Source organism: Arthrobacter sp. 10N410 (assembly GCF_056394945.1).
The window spans coordinates 133438-157275 of the sequence record NZ_JBFTIP010000001.1; the positions used below are offsets into that span (position 1 = coordinate 133438).

The 23838-nt window shown below is 66.3% G+C and carries 24 protein-coding genes; 10 read left to right on the forward strand and 14 right to left on the reverse strand.

The window, feature by feature from the left end:
• Window positions 1-12 precede the first annotated feature (12 nt).
• Complete coding sequence (locus tag AC1DB8_RS00625; protein ID WP_441416659.1) at window positions 13-1473, reverse strand: chitinase; 1461 nt, start codon at window positions 1471-1473, stop codon at window positions 13-15.
• Between the two features lie 294 nt (window positions 1474-1767).
• Here AC1DB8_RS00625 and AC1DB8_RS00630 point away from each other — a divergent pair, with 294 nt between their 5' ends.
• The gene (locus tag AC1DB8_RS00630) at window positions 1768-4089 is read left to right on the forward strand and encodes a glycosyltransferase family 2 protein (RefSeq protein ID WP_441416660.1); all 2322 of its coding nucleotides are present in this window, start codon (window positions 1768-1770) and stop codon (window positions 4087-4089) included.
• A gap of 44 nt (window positions 4090-4133) precedes the next feature.
• On the opposite strand, the gene AC1DB8_RS00635 is transcribed toward AC1DB8_RS00630, so the two are convergent.
• Window positions 4134-4934, reverse strand: a complete 801-nt coding sequence (locus tag AC1DB8_RS00635) for a hydroxypyruvate isomerase family protein (protein WP_476891935.1) — start codon at window positions 4932-4934, stop codon at window positions 4134-4136.
• A gap of 28 nt (window positions 4935-4962) precedes the next feature.
• Window positions 4963-5124: a hypothetical protein gene (locus AC1DB8_RS00640; protein ID WP_441416662.1), complete on the reverse strand. Its 162-nt coding sequence runs from the start codon at window positions 5122-5124 to the stop codon at window positions 4963-4965.
• Window positions 5125-5162: 38 nt separating this feature from the next.
• Between AC1DB8_RS00640 and AC1DB8_RS00645 the strand changes: the two genes are divergently transcribed.
• Window positions 5163-6146 (forward strand): aldo/keto reductase, encoded by a 984-nt coding sequence (locus tag AC1DB8_RS00645; RefSeq protein ID WP_476891936.1) that lies wholly within the window; start codon window positions 5163-5165, stop codon window positions 6144-6146.
• Window positions 6147-6173: 27 nt separating this feature from the next.
• Here the strand turns inward: AC1DB8_RS00645 and AC1DB8_RS00650 are convergent, their stop codons facing one another.
• Entirely contained in the window at window positions 6174-6698 is a 525-nt protein-coding gene (locus AC1DB8_RS00650; RefSeq protein ID WP_476891937.1) for a DUF488 domain-containing protein, read from the reverse strand.
• Window positions 6699-6787: 89 nt separating this feature from the next.
• Here AC1DB8_RS00650 and AC1DB8_RS00655 point away from each other — a divergent pair, with 89 nt between their 5' ends.
• Both AC1DB8_RS00655 and AC1DB8_RS00660 read left to right on the forward strand, forming a co-directional pair.
• Window positions 6788-7438, forward strand: coding sequence for a uracil-DNA glycosylase (locus tag AC1DB8_RS00655; RefSeq protein WP_476891938.1), 651 nt, complete (start codon window positions 6788-6790; stop codon window positions 7436-7438).
• Window positions 7439-7488: 50 nt separating this feature from the next.
• A complete protein-coding gene (locus tag AC1DB8_RS00660) occupies window positions 7489-7779 on the forward strand; it encodes a hypothetical protein (protein ID WP_476891939.1) in 291 nt (96 codons plus the stop codon).
• Window positions 7780-7849: 70 nt separating this feature from the next.
• Here AC1DB8_RS00660 and AC1DB8_RS00665 read toward each other — a convergent pair whose 3' ends face one another.
• Both AC1DB8_RS00665 and AC1DB8_RS00670 read right to left on the reverse strand, forming a co-directional pair.
• Entirely contained in the window at window positions 7850-8323 is a 474-nt protein-coding gene (locus tag AC1DB8_RS00665) for a hypothetical protein (RefSeq protein ID WP_476891940.1), read from the reverse strand.
• A 309-nt stretch (window positions 8324-8632) separates the two neighbouring features.
• A complete protein-coding gene (locus AC1DB8_RS00670) occupies window positions 8633-9469 on the reverse strand; it encodes an alpha/beta fold hydrolase (RefSeq protein WP_476891941.1) in 837 nt (278 codons plus the stop codon).
• Between the two features lie 167 nt (window positions 9470-9636).
• Between AC1DB8_RS00670 and AC1DB8_RS00675 the strand changes: the two genes are divergently transcribed.
• On the forward strand, window positions 9637-9798 hold the full coding sequence (locus AC1DB8_RS00675; RefSeq protein ID WP_175322402.1) for a hypothetical protein: 162 nt from the start codon (window positions 9637-9639) through the stop codon (window positions 9796-9798).
• Between the two features lie 123 nt (window positions 9799-9921).
• Here the strand turns inward: AC1DB8_RS00675 and AC1DB8_RS00680 are convergent, their stop codons facing one another.
• The 3 genes from AC1DB8_RS00680 to AC1DB8_RS00690 are packed head-to-tail and all read right to left on the reverse strand — an operon-like array spanning window position 9922 to window position 13193.
• Complete coding sequence (locus AC1DB8_RS00680) at window positions 9922-10866, reverse strand: acetamidase/formamidase family protein (RefSeq protein ID WP_476891942.1); 945 nt, start codon at window positions 10864-10866, stop codon at window positions 9922-9924.
• Entirely contained in the window at window positions 10863-12296 is a 1434-nt protein-coding gene (locus tag AC1DB8_RS00685; RefSeq protein WP_476891943.1) for an APC family permease, read from the reverse strand. Before AC1DB8_RS00685 ends, AC1DB8_RS00680 begins: the two co-directional genes overlap by 4 nt.
• A 36-nt stretch (window positions 12297-12332) precedes the next feature.
• Window positions 12333-13193 (reverse strand): proline iminopeptidase-family hydrolase, encoded by an 861-nt coding sequence (locus tag AC1DB8_RS00690; RefSeq protein WP_476891944.1) that lies wholly within the window; start codon window positions 13191-13193, stop codon window positions 12333-12335.
• 140 nt (window positions 13194-13333) lie between these two features.
• Here AC1DB8_RS00690 and AC1DB8_RS00695 point away from each other — a divergent pair, with 140 nt between their 5' ends.
• Both AC1DB8_RS00695 and AC1DB8_RS00700 read left to right on the forward strand, forming a co-directional pair.
• Window positions 13334-14095 (forward strand): FadR/GntR family transcriptional regulator, encoded by a 762-nt coding sequence (locus tag AC1DB8_RS00695; protein WP_476891945.1) that lies wholly within the window; start codon window positions 13334-13336, stop codon window positions 14093-14095.
• Between the two features lie 112 nt (window positions 14096-14207).
• Window positions 14208-15128, forward strand: coding sequence for a 2-hydroxyacid dehydrogenase (locus AC1DB8_RS00700; RefSeq protein ID WP_476891946.1), 921 nt, complete (start codon window positions 14208-14210; stop codon window positions 15126-15128).
• A 15-nt stretch (window positions 15129-15143) separates the two neighbouring features.
• Here AC1DB8_RS00700 and AC1DB8_RS00705 read toward each other — a convergent pair whose 3' ends face one another.
• The 3 genes from AC1DB8_RS00705 to AC1DB8_RS00715 form a co-directional block, all read right to left on the reverse strand.
• Window positions 15144-15959, reverse strand: a complete 816-nt coding sequence (locus tag AC1DB8_RS00705) for an MBL fold metallo-hydrolase (protein WP_476891947.1) — start codon at window positions 15957-15959, stop codon at window positions 15144-15146.
• Window positions 15960-16146: 187 nt separating this feature from the next.
• Window positions 16147-17199 carry a S66 family peptidase gene (locus AC1DB8_RS00710; RefSeq protein ID WP_476891948.1) on the reverse strand — a complete coding sequence of 351 codons (1053 nt, stop codon included), beginning with the start codon at window positions 17197-17199 and terminating at the stop codon, window positions 16147-16149.
• Window positions 17200-17256: 57 nt separating this feature from the next.
• A complete protein-coding gene (locus tag AC1DB8_RS00715; RefSeq protein ID WP_441416674.1) occupies window positions 17257-17694 on the reverse strand; it encodes a VOC family protein in 438 nt (145 codons plus the stop codon).
• Between the two features lie 140 nt (window positions 17695-17834).
• Between AC1DB8_RS00715 and AC1DB8_RS00720 the strand changes: the two genes are divergently transcribed.
• Window positions 17835-18872, forward strand: a complete 1038-nt coding sequence (locus AC1DB8_RS00720; RefSeq protein ID WP_441416675.1) for a DUF808 domain-containing protein — start codon at window positions 17835-17837, stop codon at window positions 18870-18872.
• On the opposite strand, the gene AC1DB8_RS00725 is transcribed toward AC1DB8_RS00720, so the two are convergent.
• Window positions 18869-19342, reverse strand: a complete 474-nt coding sequence (locus tag AC1DB8_RS00725; protein ID WP_441416676.1) for a VOC family protein — start codon at window positions 19340-19342, stop codon at window positions 18869-18871. The two genes, AC1DB8_RS00720 and AC1DB8_RS00725, sit on opposite strands and share 4 nt — an antisense overlap.
• Window positions 19343-19558: 216 nt before the next feature.
• The gene (locus AC1DB8_RS00730) at window positions 19559-19765 is read right to left on the reverse strand and encodes a DUF4177 domain-containing protein (protein ID WP_441416677.1); all 207 of its coding nucleotides are present in this window, start codon (window positions 19763-19765) and stop codon (window positions 19559-19561) included.
• A 226-nt stretch (window positions 19766-19991) separates the two neighbouring features.
• Between AC1DB8_RS00730 and AC1DB8_RS00735 the strand changes: the two genes are divergently transcribed.
• Window positions 19992-21728: an ABC transporter ATP-binding protein gene (locus AC1DB8_RS00735; protein WP_476891949.1), complete on the forward strand. Its 1737-nt coding sequence runs from the start codon at window positions 19992-19994 to the stop codon at window positions 21726-21728.
• Window positions 21725-23779, forward strand: coding sequence for an ABC transporter ATP-binding protein (locus AC1DB8_RS00740; protein ID WP_476891950.1), 2055 nt, complete (start codon window positions 21725-21727; stop codon window positions 23777-23779). Before AC1DB8_RS00735 ends, AC1DB8_RS00740 begins: the two co-directional genes overlap by 4 nt.
• The last annotated feature ends 59 nt before the right edge of the window (window positions 23780-23838 follow it).

The window sequence follows — 23838 nt, forward strand, 5'->3', positions numbered from 1 at the left end:
CGACCACCCCGGCTACTTTGCCGCGGGGGACTGGATTTGGGCTGGTGTCAGCTTCATCCAGGGCGAGTCTGGCGCGCCTTCGAGCATGGCCTGAGGGCTGTCCGACTGTGTCCACCACTTGGCTTCGAAGGCGTAGCCGTCGAACAGGATCCGCGAGCCGCGTTTGTAGACCGTCGTCGAGGACCATTCCGGGAACGTGCCGGCGGCGACAGTGGTCCGAGGGCTGGGGCGGTCGCCGGGAAGCACGGGGCCGATGAGTTTCCAGGGAACCGTGGCGCCCTGGTCCACGGGGTTGTCCGGGCTGTCGCCCTGGGTCCACCACTTGGCCTCGTAGACATTCCCGTGCCACACGATTCGGTCGCCGCCAACGTAGCGGGCCGACTCGTTCCAGACCGGATACGGGCTGGTGGAGGGGTCATCCGTGACGGTGGGGCTGGGGCTGGCGGAGGGCGGCGCGGTCTGGGCGGCGGCGAAACCCGTGGGGATCACGTCCGCACCCAGGACGGTGGAGAACAGCGCGTCGCCCTGGTTGATGCCGCTGCAGCTGTCGGAGACTTTAGCCACGTTCGGGTAGTTGCTCCCGCAGGTACGGTCCCGGTTGAGCGACCACATGGACACCCGGCCCACGCCCTTGGACTTGGCATAGGCGTTGAGCGCGGACGCGTCGTCGAGCGTAAAGACTTCTCCCGCAACATCGTTTTGTCCGATCATCGGGGTGATCCCGAGCCGGCGCCAGGCCGTGTCCGATCCGATGTCCTGGCCGTTCGCGCGGTACAGGGTCTGCAGCTGGGCGTGCGCCGCCTCCGCTGCGGACGCGGACGCGTCATACATGGACTGGCCGGCCGGCTTGCTGCCGCCAAAGTCCATGGTCATGATGTTGACGCCGGTGACGTCGACGCCGGCGCGAAGCGTCCGTGCGACGACGTCGCGCCCCGTCTGGGTCAGCCCGGCCGGATCGGCAGGGAGGGTCAGCCACACATCGAGAGTCTTTCCCATCTTCTTCCGGTCCGCCTGGAGCGCCGCCACGGCCTGGGCCCGGCGGTCGACTGAGGCTGTGTCGGCAAGGGCGGTGCCCTCGATGTCGAGGTCGATGGAGCTCACGTCGTAGCGCTCCACAACATCGCGGTAGGCGCCGGTGAGACGGGCCGGATCGGTGCACCCAACGGACAGCTCGGTGTTGATGGCGCCGCCGAAGGAAATGGACACGGCTCCGCCGGACTGCCGAAGCCGGGCGATCCGCCGATCCAGGTCCAGCTCTGCTTCGGCCGCAGTAAGGCTGTACGCGGCGCCCCACGACGGCGCGCAGGGGTCACCCTTGTCCGAAACAATGAACGACAGGACCACGCTCTTGGCCTCGGGAGTGGCCGCGGACTCAAACGAGTACCGCGGCGTGGCCGTCACATCCACATAGCCGGAGAAGACCGAAGGAATTGAGGAGGCCGCGTTTGCGTCCTGGAATGAGCGAAGACCCAAAATAGAGCCACCCGTAAGGGCAGCGACAACAAGCAGCAGAATTCCGAGCCGCAATTTGGAAAGGCGGCGCCCGGGAAAGCGGTTCGACACAGGTATACCCCACTACTTGTCAACGTTTTTACTGCCCCGGCCGCGTGGATCGCGGCCCATCGAAGTACTTTCCAGCCATCTGATGATCACTGGTAAATAGTTAGGGGTCGTGCGCTTAGTATAAGGGCAGGTCAGGACCCGATTTGACGGGAGGATGACCTCCTGTGTGTCCGCTGGGGGCACGCATGACGTGGATGGGGATGCATGTCTAACCTTTTGGCCAATTCGCGGCCGGATGAAACTACGGCCGATGACGAGAGTGCAAAGAGCCGTAAGCGCCAATGGGGTGCGGAACGGCGCTCGGAGCCGTTGGCAATCGTGCACCCCGAACCCTCGCGCCGGAAAATTATTCTGGGCAGGGTCGGCATTCTTGTTACGGTGCTGGCCTGGGTCGGCTATGTGGTGACCACAGTGCTCAGGGCGCTGGTCAATGACCCGACGGCGGGATTCAGATTCCGGGCGGAAGCGGTGTCGTATGTCGTCGTCGTAACATTCCTGACGTTTTCTGCCCTGATGTACCTCCTGGCCCGGCAGGGTGCGCTGAACCGGTTCCGTGAGCACCGCAGGGTTCCCCGCGGAGAGCTGGACCGCCATTTCGTCGATTACGACAAGGCCGTCACCGTGCTTGTGCCCTCGTATGCCGAGGAACCGCAGGTTGTCCGGGCCACGCTGTGGTCCGCCGCGCTGCAGGAATTCCCGGACCTGTCCGTCGTCCTCTTGCTCGACGACCCGCCGTTCCCCGCGGACCCTCAGGACCAGGAGCGGCTGCAGGCGACACGGGAGCTCGCCGCCGGTATCAACCGGGCCCTCCACGAGCCGGCCAGCCGCCTAAACGCCGCGAGCGACTCGTTTAACCTCCGCGCCAGCAAGGGCAAGGCCGCCGGCGGACTGCCGGCGCTCATCGCCGAGTACGAGTACGCCGCGGACTGGATCGAGGCCATGGCCGAGACGGAACGGGTGGATGACCACGTCGATGAGTTCTTCGTGGACCTCGTCCTCATGGGCCTCGCCCGTGAACTGCGGCTCGTCCTGACGGCCCTCCACGCGGCTCAGGCGCAGGGCACGGAGCCGGAGGTGCCCCGCATGCGGGAGCTGTACGCCCGGCTGACCTGGATCTTCAACGCCCGCGTCTCCACGTTCGAGCGCAAGAAGTACGCCAGCCTGTCGCACGAGGCGAACAAGGCCATGAACCTGAACGCTTACTTGAGCCTGATGGGACACCGCTGGCGGAGCGAACACACCGCCGACGGCACCGTGCTCCGGCCGTCCACCGTGCCGGCGGGCGATGACCTCATCGTCGAGGACAGCACCTACGTCCTGACCCTGGACGCCGATTCGCTGCTGCTGCGGGACTACTGCCTGCGTCTGGTCCACTTCCTGGAATCGCCCGGAAACGAGCGGGTGGCCGTGACCCAGACGCCATATTCGTCCTTCAGGGGTGCGCCCACCCGGATCGAACGTGTCGCCGGCGCCACCACCGACCTCCAGCACGTCCAGCACCAGGGCATGACGCGGTACGGGTCCACCTTCTGGGTCGGCGCCAACGCCGTCATCCGCAAGGTCGCGCTGGAAGACATCGTGGAAGTCTCCGCCGAAGGCGGGTTCGAAGTGCGGACCTATATCCAGGACCGGACCGTGATCGAAGACACCGAATCGAGTGTGGACCTGGGCCGCGAGGGCTGGGAACTCGTCAACTATCCGGAACGGTTGAGCTACAGCGCCACACCCCCGGATTTTGGTTCCCTCGTGGTCCAGCGCCGGCGGTGGGCCAACGGCGGCCTGCTGATCCTGCCGAAACTCTGGGACACGATCCGGCACCGCCGGGGCACCGACCAGGCCATGCGTAGCCGGGAAATCATGCTCCGCGTCAACTACATGGCGTCGATCACCTGGGCGAGCTTCGGGCTGCTGTTCCTGCTGGCTTACCCCTACGACAGCAGGCTACTGAGCCCCCTGGTCTTTGCGGCGGCCCTGCCATACTTCCTGGCCATGGGCAGCGACCTGCGTGAATCCGGCCACCGCTTCAGCGACATCTTCCGGATCTACGGGTTCAATCTGGTGCTGATGCCGGTGAACCTCGCCGGCGTCATGAAATCACTGCAGCAGGCCGTCACGGGTGACAAGATCCCGTTTGCGCGGACCCCCAAGGTCAAGGACCGGACGGCCGCCCCGGCGATCTACGTTTTGGCGCCGTACGCCATTGTCGCGTTCTCCCTATTCACGGTCTGGCGCGATGCCATGCAGCAAAACTGGACCAATGCCGCCTTCGCTGCCTTCAACGCCGTTATGGCCGCGTACGCCATCCGCGCCTACATCGGGCTGCGGAACTCGGTTGTGGACATCTGGCTCGGAGTCCTCAACTGGCTCTACATCAAGCCAAAACAGGCCGCCCCCGCGGCTCCCAGCATCGTTCCCAAGACGCCCGAAGAGGTCAACTGGGAGGGAATCCTCTATTACGGCGACCGCCGCCTCAACCGCGACCTCCGCGGCGGCAAGGACCGGCGCAAGCGGGCCGGAACGCGCTAAGGGCGGCGCGCCGTCGCGGTGCCGGCTTGCCCGACGTCGGTCCCTCAGCGGGCCGCGGGTTGCCGGCGGGCCCAGTCGAACGCCGTGGCCGCGGGCGCCTGGTATTCCAGGCCGATGCGGCCCGCGTAACCGAGTTCGCGGCTGCGGGCGGTCCATGCCGCCAGAGGCAACTGACCGGTCCCGGGGGCTCCTCGGCCGGGGGCGTCAGCGATCTGGATGTGGCCAAAGTCTTTGGCGTGGGCTTCGATCACGGCGTCGACGTCGTCACCGTTGACCGAGAGGTGATAGAAGTCGGCGAGCAGCCTGATGTTCCCGGCACCGGTTTCCTCCTTGACCCTGGCGATGACCCGGAGGGCGTCGTCGGCGGTGCGGAGCGGGTAGTCCGGGGCGCCGCTGACGGGTTCAAGCAGCACGGTGCCGCCGATGCGGGCCACCGCCGCGGCCGCCGCGGCCAGGTTCCGGACTGCCAGTTCGTCCTGGGCCTTGGGGGCGTGCCCCGCCTGCCGGTTGCCGTAGAGAGCGTTGAAGGACGTGCAGCCGAGCCGTCCGCCGATGCCGGCCACCACATCGATGTTGTCCCGGAACTCGTCGGACCGGCCCAGCCAGGACACCAGGCCGCGGTCGCCGGCGGGCATGTCGCCGGCGTTGAAGTTCAGGCCGACCAGCTGGACCCCCGCGTCCGTGATCGCGTGCTCGAAGCGGCTGAGCTCGGCGTCGCCCGGGACGGAGCTGGCGAACGGCCACCAGAACTCGACGGCGTCAAAACCGGCAGCCTTCACCGCGGCCGGGCGCTCCAGGAGCGGCAGCTCGGCGAGCATGATGGAGCAGTTCACCGAAAAGGTCATGAGGGTTCCTTCAGATGCAGGAGCGGCCCTACCGCTTCGTGGGGTCCTTGCGGGCAGCCAGGCCGATCAGCGCCCCGACGGCCACCCCGATCAGGAGCCCGGTAAAAGGCTTGTCGGCCGTGGCCACGCCGATGGCAAAGCCGAGGGCAGCGCCAACCAGCATTCCGATCCACAGCCTCTCGTACTTCACAGCCTCAGGCTAGCAAGGCAACACCCTATAGTCGGATCATGGAACAAAGAATCTTGGGCAAGACCGGTCGGAACGTTTCCATCATCGGGCTGGGCACCTGGCAGCTCGGAGCGGACTGGGGCAACGTGGACCCGGCGCAGGCGCAGGCCATCCTGGCCGCCTCCGCGGAAGCCGGCGTCACGTTCTTCGACACCGCCGACGTCTACGGCGACGGCCGCAGCGAGCAGGCCATCGGCGCCTTCCTGGCGGACAACCCCGGCCTGGATATCACGGTGGCCACCAAAATGGGCCGCCGGATGGAGCAGCGGCCGGAAAACTACAACCTCGCCAACTTCCGCGAATGGACGGACCGGTCCCGGCGGAACCTCGGCGTCGAGCAGCTCGACCTGGTCCAGCTGCACTGCCCGCCCACCGCCGTCTACAGCAACGCCGAGGTGTACGACGCGCTGGACACCCTGGTGGCCGAGGGTGCCATCCGGAACTACGGCGTCAGCGTGGAACGGGCTGACGAAGCCCTCGAGGCCATGCGCCACGACGGCACCGCCACCGTGCAGATCATCCTCAACGCCTTCCGGCTCAAGCCGCTGGACGAGGTGCTGCCCGCGGCGGTGGCCGCCGGCGTCGGCATCATCGCCCGCGTGCCGCTCGCCTCGGGGCTGCTTTCCGGCAAGTACACGGCGGACACGTCCTTCGCGGCGGACGACCACCGGAACTACAACCGCGCCGGCGCGGCGTTCGACGTGGGGGAGACCTTCTCCGGCGTGGACTTCGGGGAGGGCCTCAAGGCGGTGGCCGAGTTCCAGGAACTGGTGCCCGACGGCGTCAGCACCGCCCAGGCGGCCCTCGCCTGGATCGCGGCGCAGGAGGGCGTCAGCACGGTGATCCCGGGGGCCCGGAACGTCGAGCAGGCCCGCGCGAACGCGGAGGCGGCGTCGGTCAGCGGCATTGACTCAACTTTCGACGTCGGCGTCCACGAAATCTACGACCGCTACTTCCGCGAATCCGTCCACCCGCGCTGGTAGGGGGCGGTCCGGTTGGCGCCCCGGCTGTCACTCCGCCGGGTACCAGACCCGGTGGCCGTCGACGCGGGCGAACGAGGTCAGGGTGTGGGGTTTGGCGGACTTTTCACTCATGATGTCCAGCACCTCGGCATTGCGGACCAGGAGCGCGTCACCGATCAGCGAACGGTGGCAGCGCCACGGGACGGCTTCCGCGCACATGATCGCCGCATCGTTGCTCCGCCCGTGCTCCAGCAGCTGGCCGACGGCGGCGGAAAACTCCTCGGTCTGCATGTAATCCGCGTAGCCCCGGAACGAGGCGTTGCGCCAGGCGCCATTGGCACTGTCCTTGCTGGTGTGCCGCAAACCGCCGAGGGATTCCATCCGCCGGTAGGTGATGCCGTTGGCCCGCACGCTCGCTGCGAGTGCGTCCGCGTTGAACTGCGGGTTGTGCCGCGACTTCGGGACGGTGCGGACGTCGATCAGCTTCTTAATGCCGTGGGCCTTGAGGATGCCGATGAATTCGTCGATGGGGTGAGTGGAGTGCCCCACCGTAAAGATGGTCGTGTCCGTCATGTCCCCATGCTAGGGCGGCGCCGGCGCCCGTGCGGAAGTTCCGCGGATAGCCTGGGTGACCCACGAGCCGCCAGGAGGGCAGGTCCGGAATGATTGCACCCTCCATCGAGGACTTTGTGCACCGGCTCGCGTCCGTGGAAACCGGGCCGGGGTGCGCCAACTTTTTCGACCACAGCGAGCCCGCGAATGAGCAGCGCCGGCGCAATCTGGCGATCTACCTGCAGGAACTGCGGGACCGTTCGCCCAAGGTGCTGCTGGTGGGGGAGGCCCCGGGTTTCAGGGGCATGCGGATCACCGGGGTTCCGTTCACCAACCGCCCCATTTTGGAGGGGCCAGCCAACGCTTTTGGCCTGTTCGGACCGGGCAAGGGCTACGTTCTGCCGCCGGACGCTGCGGGCATTGCCGCCGAGCCGACCGCGACGGTGATGTGGGAGGTGCTGGCCGAGCTGGAGTTCCTTCCGCTGCTCTGGAGCGCCTGCCCGTGGCACACCCACGTGCCCGGGCGGCCCCTGTCCAACCGCACCCCCACGGCGTCCGAAGCGGCGCTGGGAACCCCCTTTTGGCAGGCGCTGAAGCAGGAATTTGCGATCGAGACGGTGGTGGCCGTCGGCAACGTGGCGCACCGCAGCCTGCAGCGCAGCGGGCTGGACGTGCCGAAAATCAGGCATCCCGCCCACGGCGGCCGGTCCGGGTTCAAGCGCGGGCTGGAAGAACTGATCGCGTCCGGCGCCGCCCGGTAAGGCTCCAAGTTAGTGTGGGAGAAGTCCATCCGCGGATGAAAGGCAGTGCAATGAGTGATCCGAATGAGCCAAGCAACGACCCCGCCGGCCTGCGCGGTCCCGGCGACCCCGAGGCCGCGAAGGAGCGCCAGCAGCAGGGCGACTCCGACGACGTCGAGGCCCGCCAGCCGCACGCCGAGCCGGGCCACACCGAGCCGGGCCGCGCCGGCAACATCCGCGAGGAACAGCAGACCCAGGCCGCCGGAACGGTGCCCGCGGCGTACATCGGGTCCGGCGACCCGACGTCGGACGACAAGCCGGAAGACGCCGTCGGCGCCGGCGGGTGGGACGACGAGGTCTAGCGCGCAGCACACCGGAAAGCCAAGGGAACCCCTTGGCTTTCCGGTGTATTGGCACTTTCGTGGAAGACGTTCAGTGCCGGAGCGTTGCCACCTCGCTCTTCTCCCAGCGGGTCCAGTTGGACCAGTGGTTGCCCACGCGGACGCGGAACGAGACGAGCTGGTAAACCTTTTCCTCGCCGCGGCGGTCAGGGACGAAGCGGTAGCTGTGGACGGTCGTCGACTCGTGGCGCCGGTTGAAGGACTCCCAGAACGTTGAGCCGCCCAGGAAATCGTCGTGCCTGCGGCCGCGCTCGTCTTCATAACGCAACTGCCTTATCTGCACGGTCCTGTTGTCCCGGCAGTCCACCTTGATGCGGAAATCGACCCAGTGGCTACGGTCGGTTGGCCTCAACGGGTCGACGGTGCAGCCACCCTGGCGGGTCGACGCGTCAGCCGGTGCGGCCAAGGCGACGGGGCCGCCGATGAGCCCCAGGGTGATGGCCGAGACCAAGGTGAACTTGGCCGCCCGGGGGTGGGACGTGGTTGGTGATGTGGTGATGGACATTTCTTTTGGTGCTCCTACTGGAGGATGCGGTTCAAGAGGGTCGGACGGCGTGTGCCCGTCACGATCACGCCGCGGTGGCACCGCAGTCGCGGTGGCACGTCCGTCCAGTTTCGATTAGCTCGCCCGTGCTAAATAGGGCGTCGGCCGGGGGTCTGCGCCAGGGCATTCCCGGTACGTTAATCGTGCGCCTGTGGACCCGCATGCGCCAGCCCCTCCGACGCTTCCGGAAAACCGCTACGGACGCGGACGGGCGCACCCCGGACCCGAGGTGCGCCCGTCCTGAACCGGCGCGGAAACCGCCGCTGCGGCCTACTTGGCCAGGAACCCCAGCAGCACCTTGTTGACCTCGGCGGCGTGGGTCCAGAGCATCCCGTGCGGGGCGCCGTCGATCTCCACGTACTCCGCGTCCGGCAGGGCCTTGGTGAAGCGGCGGCCGGTGACGTCGATCGGCAGGATCCGGTCCGCGGTGCCGTGGACGATCAGGGCCGGGACGTCGATCTTGGGGATGTCGCCGCGGAAGTCGGTGAGCCAGGTGGGCTGCGCGGCAGCGGACGCCGTCGGGCCGCCCGCAGTGGCGAGGTTCCAGCCAGCCCGCATGACTTCCTCGCTGAGCCGCGGTGTGCCCAGGAAGGTGTCGCTGTTGTAGAAGTTCTTGAAGAAGTCGGTGAAGAAGGCGTAGCGGTCGGCCGTGACCGCTTCCATCAGGCCGTCGAACACGGACTGCGGGACGCCGTCGGGGTTGTCCTCGGTCTGCAGCACGTATGGTTCCAGTGAGCCGAGGAAGACGGCCTTGGCCACGCGCGCCGAGCCGTAGCTGCCGAGGTAGCGGCCCACTTCGCCGGTGCCCATCGAGAAGCCCACCAGCACGGCGTCGTTGAGGTCCAAGCCGGTCATCAGGGTGTTCAGGTCGGCGGCGAAGATGTCGTAGTCGTAGCCGTCGGTGGGCTTGCTGGACTGGCCGAAGCCGCGCCGGTCGTAGGTGATCACGCGGTAGCCGGCGGCCAGGAGCGCGGCGGTCTGTTTCTCCCAGGACGAGCCGTCCAGCGGGTAGCCGTGGATCAGGACCACCGGCTGCCCGGCGCCGTGGTCCTCGTAGTAGAGCTCGACGTCGGTGCTGTTCTCGGTTCCAACCTTGATGTATGCCATGAAGCGATCCTCTCGGTACGGTCTGAAGTCAGTGCGTGCGTCCCGTCGACGGGTCCCACTGTAGGAAACTAACGCCCTTGGGCGGAATGGTGTTCCATGAACTTGCGCAACATACCCCCCGGGGTATAGTGGAGGGGTAGACCCATACCGACAAAGGGAGACACCAGATGTGCCGACAGGTTGCATGCAAGAAGTGCGGCAAGACCACGTGGGCCGGCTGCGGCCAGCACGTGGACCAGGTCATGCGCGGCGTCAAGAGCGCCGACCGCTGCAAGGGCCACGCAGACGAGCCCAAGACCGGCTTCTTCGCCAAGCTCTTCGGCCGCTAGGCACTCCGGGACGCGGACGACGACGGCGGCCGGCACCTGCCGCCGTCGTCCGCGCCGGCCCTTCGACTAAGAGGCTGAGCCCGCCGCGGTATCGCGCCGGGCTCAGCCTCTCGGGGTTTGGACTCAGGAATGGGCTTTCAGCACACTCTTGGGCAGGCGGTGGACGGTGACTGCTCCCACCGGACTGAAAGGATGGAGCGGATCCGGTGTCGAGGACCCGGTCGGACCGCCTAGCCGGGAGTCCCCGACGGCGCTCAGAACGGCGTAAGCGTCTTCCCGTTGCCAGCCATGGTCTTGGACGAGGAAGTGGAACATATCCTCGTAGCCGCGGGTGATGCTTTCCTGCACAGGGTCCCCTAGGCCAACGAAGATCCAGTGCTCGCCGGTTTCAATTCTGGGCGCCCGAAGATTCATCGCCTTGGCGAGTTCGATGCTCACGACGGCTGTTCCCTCAGCCTCAATTGCCACGAAGGAAGACTCCCCCTCCGCCATCAGGGCATGAATATCTCCGATAGAGAGGTAAGCGCCCTCCACCATGACGGGAAGGTAGACCTTCGAGCCCGGCCGGCAGCCAGTCAGGTCCATATTGCCGCCCCCCGCGAAGCTCGGCATGACAGTTGAATTCTCCCCCTCGGCCGGTGCCGTGCCGATACAGCCGATCATGGGCTGGGCATCGAAGATGTGGCGGTCGGTCACGTGCACGCCGTCTGCATCGATAGGGATCCGGCGGGTGAACATCTCCTCGCCCATCACGTGGCGCAGCGCTCCCGTTCCCGGCAGGCTAACGGACCAGCCGAATTCCTTGAGCAGGATCTCGTGAATCGTGACGACCAGGGCATCGCCAGGCTCCGCTCCGTCCACGAAAACCGGTCCCGTGACCGGGTTGATGCCCACGGAAAGTTGGTCCAGGTCGTGATGCTCGTGCAATTCCGCGTACACGGCGTCGTTCGTCTCGAAGGCGATCCGCTCGCCGGTCCCGGGAGCGATCCGAAGCGCGGGCTCCTCGTGTGCGGAGAAAGAGAATTTCCCGTTGGATTTGTCGAGGAAATGATCAGCGGTTACGGTCACGGCTGGGATTCCTTTCCGCTCATGACGAGCTCTGGATCATCGCTGCTGCCGTCCGACAAGTCCGGCGTCCGCCCGGTGAATTTGTAGTAGGCGAAGACAGCAGCGCCCACTACGAGCCAGATAGCGCCGCCGATTTTGGCCTCGGGAGCCGCGTTGAGCAGGACATAGCCAATGATCAGGAAGCCCAGGATGGGCACCGCAAGATGCAGGAGGTAGTTCTTCGACTTTTTGCGCACGACGTAGTGAACGATGACTGAGAGGTGCAGAAGCAGGAACCCAAACAATGCCCCGAAGTTCACAAGAGCGGAAATGACGTCGATCTGTCCTACGAAGAACAGGACTAGGATCGCCGAGATGGCGGACACCATAATGATGGCGTTCCGGGGTACCTGGCGGGCATCGATCCGGGACAGGAACTTGGGCAGCTGACGGTCTCGGCTCATTGAGTAGAGAAGCCGCGAGGTGGCGGCCTGCGCCGCCATGGCGTTTGCGACGCCGATCGCGAGCACGTTGACGACAAAGAAGGCCGTCATCCAGCCGCTGTTGGAGGCAGCCTCAACGATGGTGAAGAAGGCGTTGCCCACCTCGTCGTCGTTGAATGAGGGGCGGCCTGCCGCCAGGGCGCTGGCCAGCCAAGTCTGCACGATGAACAGGAATGCCACGAGGAACAGTGCCAGAACCATTGCGCGGCCAGCCGCATTGCGGCCGCCGGTAGCCTCCTCCGACATGGTCGAGATGCCGTCAAATCCAAGGAAGCTCAACACTGCGATAGACAGTGCCGAGGCGATCAGCGGGCCCGTGACCTTACTCGCGTCCCAGATCGGGTTCATTGTCAGCTCGGCCCCGGGGACGGTGTGTCCGGCCAAGGCATTGACCGCGATGACGATGAAGATCACGACAAAGATGAGTTCGATCGCAAGGAAGATGCGGTTCATCCGCTTGATGGAGCTGATGCCAAGCAGGTTGACTACGGTGTTGACCGCCACAAAGATCAGCGCCCACAGCCAGCGCGGCGAATCGGGGAAGATCCCCACCATCGACTCGGCGGCGAATACGTACAGCAGCGTCGGGACCAGAAGATAGTCCAGCAGGATTGCCCAGCCCGCGAAGAACCCGGCCGTGGGATGGATTCCGCGTCCCACGTAGGAGAACACAGAGCCGGCGAGCGGGATGGACTTTGCCATTTGCTGATAAGCGAGGGCGGTAAAGATCATAGCGACAAGGCCGATCACGTATACGAGCGGGACCATCCCTCCCGCCGCGTTGTAGACGACGCCGAAGATCGCCCACGGAGCGATCGGCACCATGAAGACGAGTCCGTAGACCAGTAGATCCGTGGTGGAAACCGATCGTTTGAGTTCCTGTTTGTAGCCGAAGGCTTCGAGCTGCTGTTGGGCGCTGAGTTCAGGGGGGCTTGATGAGTTTGCCATCGAGTTCTTTCTGGGAGTGAGGTGGTTGTGGTGGTCCTAGACAAGGGTGTGGTGGTCGTGGCGGGCTAGGTGGGCTGCGATGACGGCCCGGAAAGCCTCGGGTTGTTCGAGGTGTGAGCAGTGGCTTGCCCCGGCGAAGACGTGGCTGGTGACATCTGGAATATTGGCGATGAAAGGTGCCCAGGTAGCAGGGGTTGCTTCGTCATGTTCACCGGCTACCACCAGCGTCGGGGCGGTCACCCGCTCCAACCGGTCGACGATGCTCCAGTTGCGCAGTGTTCCGATGACGTGGAACTCGTTGGGGCCGTTCATTGTGTGGTAGACCGTCGGTTCGGCTTCCATCTGAGCCACGCTCTCCTCGAAATCTGCTGGGAAAGGCGTGGTGCGGCAAACATGGCGCTCGTAGAAGGCCATGGTGGCAGCAGCGTACGCAGGGGAAGTTACCGTGCCCGCGTTCTCGTGGAACGTCAGCGCATCTTGGACATCTCGGGGCAGCCGCTCCCTGAGATCTGTGGCGGCGTCCGCCCACAGCCCCATTGAAGCGGGGGAGTTGCAGATGGATAGGCTCGCCAAACCTGGCGGCTGTCGCACGGCGATTTCCGCGCCCAGCATGCCACCCCAGGACTGCCCGAGAAGATGGAAGTCCTCGATCTGGAAGTGCGCAAGGAGGCTGAGGAACTCATCGACAAACAGCTGCGGAACCCAGAAATCCGCCGGGGCATCGGGTAAATGCGAGCTGTTTCCACAGCCCAACTGGTCGTAAAGGATGACAGTGCGGCCGGTTTCCGTCAGGGCCGCCAGGTTCTGCAGGTAGTTATGAGCCATGCCCGGTCCGCCGTGAAGCACGATAAGGGGGAGAGCTCCAGCTAGGGGGAGATCCGGGGTGAAGATCGCCACCCAGGTCTCCCACTGGCGGAAGGGGACTCTATGTGTTGTGAGGGTTGTCACGCAAAATCCTTTGGTCGGGCGTGAGCATCATCCTTGCGCACTAATGGTCCAATTCCAAGACCTTTTACAAATATGTATAAGTTGGTGCCATGGGCAAGAGCAAAGATGACGGGCCCGAAGGGTCGCTGGACATGCCTCTGGCCGCGATGTCCCGGGCCGATGAAATCACCGACCGGCTAATCACGGCGATTGCGGTAGGCGAATATTTGCCGGGCGCCCGCTTGCCGTCGGAACGCGACCTGGCAAAGTCCTTGCATGTGGGACGGATGACGGTCCGAGCCGCCATTGGCCGTCTAGTCGACCAAGGCTTGCTATCGACACAGCGGGGCCGTGCAGGTGGCTCGTTCGTCCGGGAACAATGGACAGCGGCGTCCAACGCGTCAGTGCAAAGGACTCTCTCGTCCCGCTGGGAATCGCTGCGCGACACCTGCGAGGCCATGGTCCACCTTCACGGCACGATCGCCCGGGCCGCGGCAGAGAACCGGACCGACGCTGACGCTGCTGTGCTCAGGGAGCGGCTGGAAGCCTACCGGGGGGCCGAATCGGGCACCGCCTCCCAAAAGGCCGACGCGAGGCTCCACACGGCTATCGCGGAAGCGTCACACAACCTGACTCTCAAACGCATTCTCCTAGAGCTCGAAGCGCAGATCGGGCTCGCGGCGCCAGCCCATCTCTGGGGTTTCCCTGAGGGCATGCGCGAAATGGAGCTCCGCGCGTTAGCCGATCATGAGCGGCTCGTTGAGGCTATTTGCGCGCAGCGCCAAGCCGAGGCGGCAGCCATAGGGTTAGCGCATGCCCGGATCGACATCGAGTTGCTGGAAGCGGCGCTGAACAGAGCTGGCTCGAACTAGGCGCTGTCCACACTCAGCGCCCGTGACTCACCACGGTCGCGGACGACGACGGCGGCAGTCACCTGCCGCGGTCATCCGCCGTCGTCCGCGCCGGCCTACTAGGCTGGCAACTATGCCGAAGAAAATTACTGTCAGCCTGCCGGACGCAACCCTGCGTGAATATCTCCAGCCCCACCCGGATGTCACCGTCCTCGAGTGGGACCTGTCCGGCGAAGCGCCGCAGCCGAGCATTGACATCGTCGTTCCGCCCTACATGGGCGGCTGGTCCGCGCTGCGCGGGCTGGAGGGCGTGGAGACCGGGCTGGTGCAGAGCCAGTCGATCGGCTACGACGGCGTCGAAGAGGTGCTGCCCGCCGGCCGCGTTTTCGCGAATGCCGCGGGCGTCCACGAGGCGTCCACCGCCGAACTGACCCTGGCCCTGATCCTGGCCAGCCAGCGTGAATTCCCCCGGATGCTGAAGAACCAGCAGGAGGGCCGCTGGGAGAGCCGTCCCACCGCAAGCCTTGCGGACCGGCGCGTGATAATTGTCGGCTACGGCGGCGTCGGCAAGGCGATCGAGGACCGGCTGCTGGCTTTCGAAACCACCGTGACCCGGGTGGCCAGCAAGGCGCGGTCCGACGCGCACGGCCAGATCCACGGCATCGACGAACTGCACAGCCTGCTGCCGGAGCACGACATCGTGGTGGTGGTGGTCCCGCTCAGCGACTCCACCCGCCACCTGATCGACGACGCCTTCCTCGCCGCCATGCCCGACGGCGCGCTGCTGGTCAACGTCGCCCGCGGGCCGGTCGCTGACACCGGTGCCCTGGTGAAGCACACCGCCTCCGGCCGAATCCGCGCCGCCCTGGACGTTACCGACCCCGAACCGCTGCCGCAGGACCACCCGCTGTGGGGCACGCCCGGCGTCATCATCAGCCCGCACATCGGCGGCGCCACCTCGGCCATGCGCCCACGGATGGGCAAGCTCCTGCAGCGCCAGATCGAGCTCATGCTCGCGGACGAACCGCCGGCGAACGTGGTGATCGGCGGGTAGCTCAGCGCGGGGCCGCTATTCGGGCTTCCCGTTTCTTTGGGCGAGCTGTTGTACCTGCCCTTGATGCACGCCGGCCAGCCATTCCAAGGGAGCCGAGGGGCCCAGCCGCGGGTCATTCGGCTCAGCGCCGTCCCGCAAGGCCTCCACATACGCGCGATCCTGCCGGAGCCGCGCCCGCAGCTGCTCGGCTCCGCCGACTGAGCCGTGGCCGGGGACGACGGCGGCGACGTCGCCTGTAATGCCCTCGAAGAGCTGCACGGCGGCGAGGTAGTCCCCGATCGGATCCGCGGACTTCAGATCGAGGAACGGCATCAGGATGTCCGAAAGCATGTCCCCGGCGACAAGGACCCCGCCGTCCTCAATCAGCAGCGCGGCGTGGCCCGCGGCGTGGGCCTGGTGCTCGATGATCCGGACTCTGGGGCCGTCCCAGGGAAGCTGTGCGGTTCCGGCGGGCAGGCCGGTGATGAGGCCCAGGAGTTCCAGCGGGATCTCCCCGGCGAAGTCCGCCGGCAGCACGCCGGCTACGCGGTCCTTCCAGTCCGGCTGCGACAGCAGGTCCTGGATCGGTGCCGCGCAGCGGGCCGTGGCGTACCGTGGCACGTCGCCGAAGTCCGGGTGCCAGAGCACGTGGTCCCAATGCGGATGCGTCGAAAAGCCTGCCACGACGGGCTGGTCCAACGCGCGAAGGTCGTCCGCGAGGTCCGCCATTTCGCCGCGCGTTATCCCGGGGTCGATGAGCAGCACACCGGCCCGGCCCTGAACGATGACGGCGTTGCTCTGCAGGAACTCGCTCTGGTGAACCCAAACCCCTTCAGCGACTTGCTTCAGCACGGCATGCCTTCCGCTCGTGGTTGCTCCTGCTTCTCGAGACGGTATTCCGGGCGGGAGTGGAGCGCAAGGACTACAGAGCAGAACGGTCAGGATCGGCGCTCCGGCGAGGATGAACGCGATCCAACGCCCGGATCGCGGGCTTCGCCGCTTAGCCAACTTGGTCGCTGACTTTCGAGCTCCGCGACGCTTAGGAATAGTTCGCGGTGATCGTCTTTGCTTCGCCGTTGAGTTGGATCTGACCGCCATAGGGGATGATCCACTGTGGCCGGGTATGCCCGAACGGGACCCCGATGCAGACGACGGCGTCCGGGTTGTATCGTGCGATTTCGGCGGCGGCCACATCCCGCTGTGCCGAGCGCAACTGAGCCCGTTCGACGGCGGGCGGGATCTGCCCGTGGCTGCTGACGGGTGGCCTGGCGACCATCACGCCGTCGACTGCCTCCAAGACGCCACGCTCGCCGAGCGCTCGAATCCACCGCTTAACCCAGTCGGCGGGAGCCAGCAGTTCGCTGGTTTCGAGGAGCAGGATGCTGCCCCGGAGTGCGTCGAGGGCGGGCAGCCTGTCGGCGATGGCCAGCTGGTCGAGGACTTCGATACAGCCGCCCCATGTGGGACCGGAGACGGTGCATGCCGGACCCGTCCACGTCCAGGGTTCGGTGGGTTCGCGGTCGCCGTATTCGACGAGCGCCCGTGGCTCGAGCCAATCCGGCCCGAAGTCCTCTGATTCCCCCGGTTCGGTGACCTCAAGTTCGCCTCCGGTGAGCAGCGCCGCACGCAGGGAAGCGAGGTGGACGTCGTCCGCACCCGGCCCGGCGCCGAGGTGAACCTGGGTGGAACCGCCGTAATATGCGGGTATCCCAAGGGACCACAGCCAGTTGAGCAGATTGGTGTTGTCGCTGTAGCCGATGAAGATCTTCGGATCCGCTACGGCCGCCGCGGCGTCCAGATGCGGCACGACCGTGATCTGGTCGTCGCCGCCGATGGTCGCGAGAATCGCACGGATGCTGGGATCGGCGAACGCCGCATTGATGTCCGCCGCCCGTTCCTCTGGACTGGAACCGAGCTTGCGGGTCGTTGGGAACTCCACCGGTACCAGGCCCGTGGTCGCAATGAGGCGCCGCATGGCCTGCTCATGCACGGCAGGGGCGAATCCAGGCGCGGCAAAGGACGGCGAGAGAACCGCGACCCGATCGCCCGCGGTGAGCTTCGGAGAGGGCAAATTCAACTGTGAATGTTCCATCCGCTCATCGAACCAGACTGCGCGCCCGTCCGGCGAACGGGCGCACTGGCCCGGCCCTCAGCTTTTCTTCAGCTCCTCGGCAAGCATCACGAGGATGCCGCTGGGGCCGCGGAGGTACGTGAGCTTGTAAACGTCCTTGTAGGTCGCCACGCCGCGCAGCGGATAACAGCCATGCCGCGCGGCGATCTCCAGGGCTTGGTCGATGTCGGAGACTGAGAACGCGACCCGGTGCATGCCGATCTCGTTGGGACGGGTGGGCGCCGTCTCGATCGCCTCGGGATGGATGTATTCAAAGAGCTCGAGGCGGCCACGGCCGTCCGGCGTTTCGAGCATGGCAATGTGGGCGTGATTGCCGTCAAGCCCGACGGCGGTGTCGGTCCATTCGCCGCTGACGGTGTCCCGCCCAACGACCGCCAGACCGAGGTCGGTGAAGAACGCGATCGCCTCGTCGAGGCTGCGCACGGCGATGCCGACGTTCTCAAGTTTGATGGTCATGCTCTTCACGCTACCGAGCCGGCCCGGTTCGGATCCAGAGCCGACGGGCTATCCCTCATATAATTGAGCATGCCGATCACGCACCCCGACCAGGGCACCCCCGTCCAGCCGTCCGCCCCCAAACAGTACGGACGCGGGCTGTGAGCGGCGGCCTGGTCGCCCTGCTGGACGACATCGCAGCCCTGGCCAAGATCGCGGCCGCCTCGGTGGACGACGTCGCCGCCGGAGCGGCGAAGGCGGGGGCCAAGGCCGCGGGCGTGGTCATTGACGATGCCGCAGTCACCCCTCAGTACGTGTCCGGGGCGGACCCGTCCCGCGAACTGCCGATGATCAAGAAGATCTTCTGGGGCTCGCTGCGGAACAAACTCCTGATCATCCTGCCGGCACTGCTGCTCATCAGCGCCTTCATCCCGGGCGTCATTCCGTTCATCCTCATGGCGGGCGGCACCTACCTCTGCTACGAGGGTGCCGAGAAGGTCTGGCACAAACTCCGCGGACAGCACGACGCCGAGGAAGACACCCCGGCGGTCGACCGGGGGCCGGAGGCGGAGGCCAAGGTCACCAAGGGCGCCATCACCACCGACTTCATCCTTTCCTGCGAGATCATGGTCATCGCGATGAACGAGGTGGCGGCCGAATCCCTGTGGGTTCGGGCCTCCATCCTGGTCGCAGTGGCGATCGCGATCACGGCCGCCGTGTACGGCGCCGTCGCACTCATCGTCAAGATGGACGACATCGGCCTGCACCTGACCACCAAGGAGTCCGCGGGCTCCCACCGCTTCGGCGAGCTGCTCGTCAAGGGGATGCCCGCCGTGCTGACCACGATTACCGTCGTCGGGACGGGCGCCATGCTGTGGGTGGGCGGGCACATCATGCTGCAGGGCGCCCACGACCTCGGCTGGCACCTGCCCTACGATCTGGTCCACGCCCTCGAGCACCCCGTAGCCGGGATCCCGGTGGCGGGCGGCTTCCTGGCCTGGCTCGTGAACACCCTGTGCTCGGCCGTCCTCGGACTCGCCTGGGGCCTCGTCGTGATGGCGATCCTGCAGCCGCTGCTCAAAGCGCTGCCGTTCGGCAAGAAGGACAGCGGACACAAGGACGGGCACCAAAAGGGCGACGTCCGCGCCGCCGTCCAAGGCCATCAGCCCGCGAAACACGACGCCGATCCCGCCTCCTAGCCCGTATCCTCCGTCGTAATTGGCTCGCAAGCCAGCGGACTGAGGCGCCGACTTAAGGAATGTGCGCCAGCACTCAGACGTTCGCTTTCTTCAATGGACGACGGCGAGTTGTCCGTCCCGGCGGTGTCCACCACGCAGAACCGGTTGCCCTCCGGGTCGGCAAGGATCACGTAGTCCGCGTCCGCCGGCCGCTTGCTCCACTCGACCGGGGTGGCGCCCAGGGCCAGGAGCCGCTGCACTTCGGCGTCCTGCTGGTCGGTGTAAAGATCCAGATGCAGGCGTGGCGGGATCTGGAGGGCCGCGGGAACGCGGTCTAGGGAGATGCAGGTGCCGGCACCGGCCGGCGGCTGCAGGATGACAAAGTCGTCGAGGGGCTCGTGCCGCGGCTCGTAGCCCAGCGCGGCCTGCCAGAAAGCCATCTGGCGTTCGAGGTTTTCCACCCTGATCACGATCGAACCAATGCTCAGCATTCGGCCAAGGTACACCTTGGTCCGGGATTAACTGACGGCTGTTCCCGAAAGAAGTTGATCACGGCGCAGGGTCGCCTGCTGAGCGAACTCCTGCCTCCGGGCAGTCAAATTCCGTGAGCGAACCTCGACCTCCTCTCAATCTGGAGCACGACCGCTTTCCTGCGAACGGACTCGCCGGAGGATGCCATGGCGTCCCGACGCCACAGCGAGGTGCGACTATCCGAGGCGCTCGAACACCATGGTTGCCTGTATGCGGTCACCGCCGCCGAGTCCCTTGCTCCCGCTGCTGGCGGTGGTTATGGTGTGGAGGCGATAGCCTTTTGCGGCCTGATCGTTGAGGGTCTTCTCCAGAGAAGTCAGGTTTCCCGAGCCGGTTCCCCACAGCTTCTCTTTTAGGATCACCTGCAGCACGACATACTCCATGACAAGACTTCCTTCCGTTTCTGGCCGATTGGGAGCAACGCTACTCGACGTTGCGCAGTGCCAATGACAGGTCAGCGGATCAAATTAAGACCGTGTCAAGATCTGGCGGCGCCCGCGTCGACGCGCGCCGAGTCCGCCCAGAGAATAACCCCGTCCGCGCCCAGCATCCGGACGTAAACTGACCTCCGGACCACCAACCGGGGACCGTGCAAGAACTGGAGACCGGATGCTCTGGAAACTGCTCGTCGAATACCTGAGGCCGCAGCGGCGGCTGCTGCTCGCCGTCGTCGTCTTCCAGCTGGCGGCGTCCATCGCCTCGTTGTACCTGCCCACCCTGAACGCTGACATCATCGACCAGGGTGTGGCGCGCGGGGACACGGACTACATCATGCGCGTCGGCGGCGTGATGCTGATGGTCACCCTGCTGCAGATCGCCTGCACCATCGCCGCCGTCTACTTCGGCGCGAAGGCCGCGATGGCGCTGGGCCGGGACGTGCGCGGGGCGATCTTCACCCGGGTGGCGGAGTTCTCCGAGCAGGAGGTGACCCGGTTCGGCGCGCCCAGCCTGATCACCCGATCCACCAACGACGTCCAGCAGGTCCAGCAGCTGGTGCTGATGTCCGCCACGCTGATGGTCACCGCGCCCATGCTGAGCATCGGCGGGGTCATCATGGCGGTCCGGCAGGACGTGCAGCTGTCCTGGCTGATTGCGGTCAGCGTGCCGGTGCTGCTCATCGCCGTGGGCCTGATCGTCACCCGGATGGTGCCGCTGTTCCGGCTGATGCAAACCCGGATCGACACGGTCAACCGGGTGCTGCGCGAACAGCTCACCGGCATCCGCGTGGTCCGCGCTTTCGTCCGCGAGGACATCGAGACCGCCCGCTTCGGCCGGGCCAACGAGGACGTCACGGACACCGCGCTGCGCGCCGGCCGGCTGATGGCGCTCGCGTTCCCCACCGTAATGCTGGTGCTCAACGTCTCCTCCGTGGCCGTGATCTGGTTCGGCGCGTTCCGGATCGAGGACGGCTCCATGCAGGTGGGCACCATGATCGCGTTCCTGAGCTACCTGATGCAGATCCTGATGTCCGTCATGATGGCCACCTTCATGGCGATCATGATCCCGCGCGCCGCCGTCTCCGCGGACCGGATCGGCGCGGTGCTGGGCACCGAATCCAGCGTCCGGCCGCCGGAGCACCCGGTCAGCCTCGCCGGTGCAGCCCGCGGCGAGCTGGAGATGCGCGACGTCGGGTTCGCCTACCCGGGTGCCGAGGCGCCGGTCCTCTCGGACGTGGACTTCACCGCCCGCGCCGGGCAGACGACGGCGATCATCGGCTCCACGGGGTCCGGGAAGACCACCCTGGTGAACCTGATGCCGCGGCTCTTCGACGCCACCTCCGGCTCGGTGCGGATCGATGGCGTGGACGTCCGGGAACTGCACCCGGACCTGCTCTGGGGGCACATCGGCCTGGTCCCGCAGAAGCCCTACCTGTTCTCCGGCACGGTCCGCAGCAACCTGCTCTACGGCAAGCCCGACGCCACCGAGGACGAGCTCTGGCGGGCGCTGTCCATCGCGCAGGCGGAGGACTTTGTCCGGGAGATGGAGGGCGGCCTGGACGCGCCCATCTCGCAGGGCGGCACCAACGTCTCTGGCGGGCAGCGGCAGCGGATCGCGATTGCCCGGGCGCTGGTGAAACGCCCCGAGCTCTATATCTTTGACGACTCGTTCTCCTCGCTGGACACCGCCACGGACGCCCGGCTCCGCCAGGCGCTCGGGCAGCACACTGCCGGCGCGACGCTGGTGATCATCGCCCAGCGGGTTTCCAGCATTGTGGATGCGGACCAGATTCTGGTGCTCGACGACGGCCGGATCGTCGCGCACGGCACGCACGAGGAGCTGCTGGAGACCTCGCCGACGTACAACGAGATCGTGAATTCCCAGCTCGCGGCGGAGGAGGCGGTATGAGCAAGGTCGAGTCCCGGGCTTCTGCTTCCGGCGGCGCCGGAGGCTCGGGTGGCGGTGCCGGCGGTGCCGGCGGGAAGCCGGCCGGCTCCGGCCAGGAGGCCCCGCTGCGGATCCCGCGACCGCGCGGCGGCCCCGGCCACGGCGGCCCGTTCGCGGGGATGAACATCCCCGCGGAGAAGGCGATGAACTTCGGCCCGTCCGCGAAACGGCTGCTGGGCGAACTCCGCCCCGAGCGGATCTGGCTGACGCTGGTACTCCTGCTCGCCGTCGTGAGCGTGACACTGTCCGTGATCGGGCCGCGGCTCCTGGGCGAGGGCACCAACCTGATTTTCGCCGGTGTCGTGTCCAAGCAGCTGCCCGCCGGGGTGAGCAAGGCCCAGCTGATCGCGCAGCTGCGGGCCGCGGGGGAGAACCAAAAGGCGGACATGCTCAGCGCCATGGCGCTGACGCCCGGTACCGGGATCGACTTCGCCGCGCTGTCCTCGGTGCTGCTGTGGGCGCTGGTGCTCTATGTGCTCGCCTCGGCGTTTATGTGGATGCAGGCATATATCCTCAACGGCGTGGTGCAGCGCACCGTGTACCGGCTGCGCGAGCGGATCGAGGCGAAAATCAACCGGCTGCCGCTGCGCTATTTCGACACCGTGCAGCGCGGCGAGCTGCTCAGTCGGGTGACCAACGATGTGGACAACATCTCCCAGAGCCTGCAGCAGTCCATCAGCCAGGCGGTGACCTCGGTGCTGACCGTGGCCGGGGTGCTGGTGATGATGGTGATCCTCTCGCCCACGCTGGCCATCATCGCCCTGGTGACCATTCCGCTGACCCTGGTGACGACGACGGTGATCGCCAAGCGCTCGCAGAAGCTGTTTGTGGCGCAGTGGAAGAACACCGGCGAACTGAACGGCCAGATCGAGGAGACCTACACCGGGCACGCACTGGTGAAGGTGTTCGGCCGGCAGCGCGAGGTGGAGGAGACGTTCCGGCAGAAGAACGTGGAGCTGTACCAGGCCAGCTTCGGCGCCCAGTTCATTTCCGGGCTGATCATGCCGGCCATGACGTTCATCGGGAACCTGGTCTATGTGGGGATCGCCGTGGTGGGCGGGCTGCAGGTGGCGTCCGGGGCGATGCAGCTGGGCGATGTGCAGGCGTTCATCCAGTACTCGCGGCAGTTCACCCAGCCGCTGGCCCAGCTGGGCTCGATGGCGAACCTGCTGCAGTCCGGCGTGGCGTCGGCGGAGCGGGTGTTCGAGCTGCTGGACACCGAGGAGCAGTCGCCTGACCCGGTGCCGTCCGTGGCTCCTTCTGGGGGCCGGGGGCGGCTGGTGTTCGAGGACGTGTCCTTTGCCTACTCGCCGGACAAGCCGCTGATTTCCAAGCTGAGCCTGGTGGCGGAGCCGGGGCAGACGGTGGCGATTGTGGGCCCGACCGGGGCGGGCAAGACCACGCTGGTGAACCTGATGATGCGCTTCTACGAACTCGACGCCGGGCGGATCACGCTGGACGGCGTGGACGTCGCCGCGATGTCCCGGCACGCGCTGCGCTCGCGGATGGGGATGGTGCTGCAGGATACGTGGCTGTTCGGCGGGACCATCCGGGACAACATCGCCTACGGCCGGCCGGATGCTTCGGAGGCGGAGATCCTGGAGGCGGCGAAGGCGACGTACGTGGACCGGTTTGTGAAGTCCCTGCCGCAGGGCTACGACACCGTGCTCGACGACGAGGGCGCCAACGTCTCGGCGGGGGAGAAGCAGCTCCTGACGATTGCCCGGGCGTTCCTGGCCCGGCCCTCGGTGCTGATCCTGGACGAGGCGACGTCCTCCGTGGACACCCGCACCGAGGTACTGGTGCAGAAGGCCATGAGCGCGCTGCGGTCCGACCGGACCTCGTTCGTCATCGCGCACCGGCTCTCCACCATCCGCGACGCCGACCTCATCCTGGTGATGGAAGCCGGCCAGATCGTGGAACAGGGGACACACGCGTCACTGCTGGAGGCCGGCGGGGCGTACGCCGCGCTGTACGCGGCGCAGTTCGCGGCTCCGGTGGCTGAGGTTTGAGGGGGCGCTCTCCCTTGGCCGCTAGGCGGAGCCCACGAGCGGACAACCCGCGTGCTTCA

Coding starts and splice junctions, on each gene's coding strand:
- AC1DB8_RS00630 (WP_441416660.1), top strand. CDS start 1,768: ATGTCTAACCTTTTGGCCAATTCGCGGCCGGATGAAACTACGGCCGAT.
- AC1DB8_RS00635 (WP_476891935.1), bottom strand. CDS start 4,934: ATGACCTTTTCGGTGAACTGCTCCATCATGCTCGCCGAGCTGCCGCTC.
- AC1DB8_RS00645 (WP_476891936.1), top strand. CDS start 5,163: ATGGAACAAAGAATCTTGGGCAAGACCGGTCGGAACGTTTCCATCATC.
- AC1DB8_RS00650 (WP_476891937.1), bottom strand. CDS start 6,698: ATGACGGACACGACCATCTTTACGGTGGGGCACTCCACTCACCCCATC.
- AC1DB8_RS00655 (WP_476891938.1), top strand. CDS start 6,788: ATGATTGCACCCTCCATCGAGGACTTTGTGCACCGGCTCGCGTCCGTG.
- AC1DB8_RS00660 (WP_476891939.1), top strand. CDS start 7,489: ATGAGTGATCCGAATGAGCCAAGCAACGACCCCGCCGGCCTGCGCGGT.
- AC1DB8_RS00665 (WP_476891940.1), bottom strand. CDS start 8,323: ATGTCCATCACCACATCACCAACCACGTCCCACCCCCGGGCGGCCAAG.
- AC1DB8_RS00670 (WP_476891941.1), bottom strand. CDS start 9,469: ATGGCATACATCAAGGTTGGAACCGAGAACAGCACCGACGTCGAGCTC.
- AC1DB8_RS00675 (WP_175322402.1), top strand. CDS start 9,637: ATGTGCCGACAGGTTGCATGCAAGAAGTGCGGCAAGACCACGTGGGCC.
- AC1DB8_RS00685 (WP_476891943.1), bottom strand. CDS start 12,296: ATGGCAAACTCATCAAGCCCCCCTGAACTCAGCGCCCAACAGCAGCTC.
- AC1DB8_RS00695 (WP_476891945.1), top strand. CDS start 13,334: ATGGGCAAGAGCAAAGATGACGGGCCCGAAGGGTCGCTGGACATGCCT.
- AC1DB8_RS00700 (WP_476891946.1), top strand. CDS start 14,208: ATGCCGAAGAAAATTACTGTCAGCCTGCCGGACGCAACCCTGCGTGAA.
- AC1DB8_RS00710 (WP_476891948.1), bottom strand. CDS start 17,199: ATGGAACATTCACAGTTGAATTTGCCCTCTCCGAAGCTCACCGCGGGC.
- AC1DB8_RS00715 (WP_441416674.1), bottom strand. CDS start 17,694: ATGACCATCAAACTTGAGAACGTCGGCATCGCCGTGCGCAGCCTCGAC.
- AC1DB8_RS00725 (WP_441416676.1), bottom strand. CDS start 19,342: ATGCTGAGCATTGGTTCGATCGTGATCAGGGTGGAAAACCTCGAACGC.
- AC1DB8_RS00730 (WP_441416677.1), bottom strand. CDS start 19,765: ATGGAGTATGTCGTGCTGCAGGTGATCCTAAAAGAGAAGCTGTGGGGA.
- AC1DB8_RS00735 (WP_476891949.1), top strand. CDS start 19,992: ATGCTCTGGAAACTGCTCGTCGAATACCTGAGGCCGCAGCGGCGGCTG.
- AC1DB8_RS00740 (WP_476891950.1), top strand. CDS start 21,725: ATGAGCAAGGTCGAGTCCCGGGCTTCTGCTTCCGGCGGCGCCGGAGGC.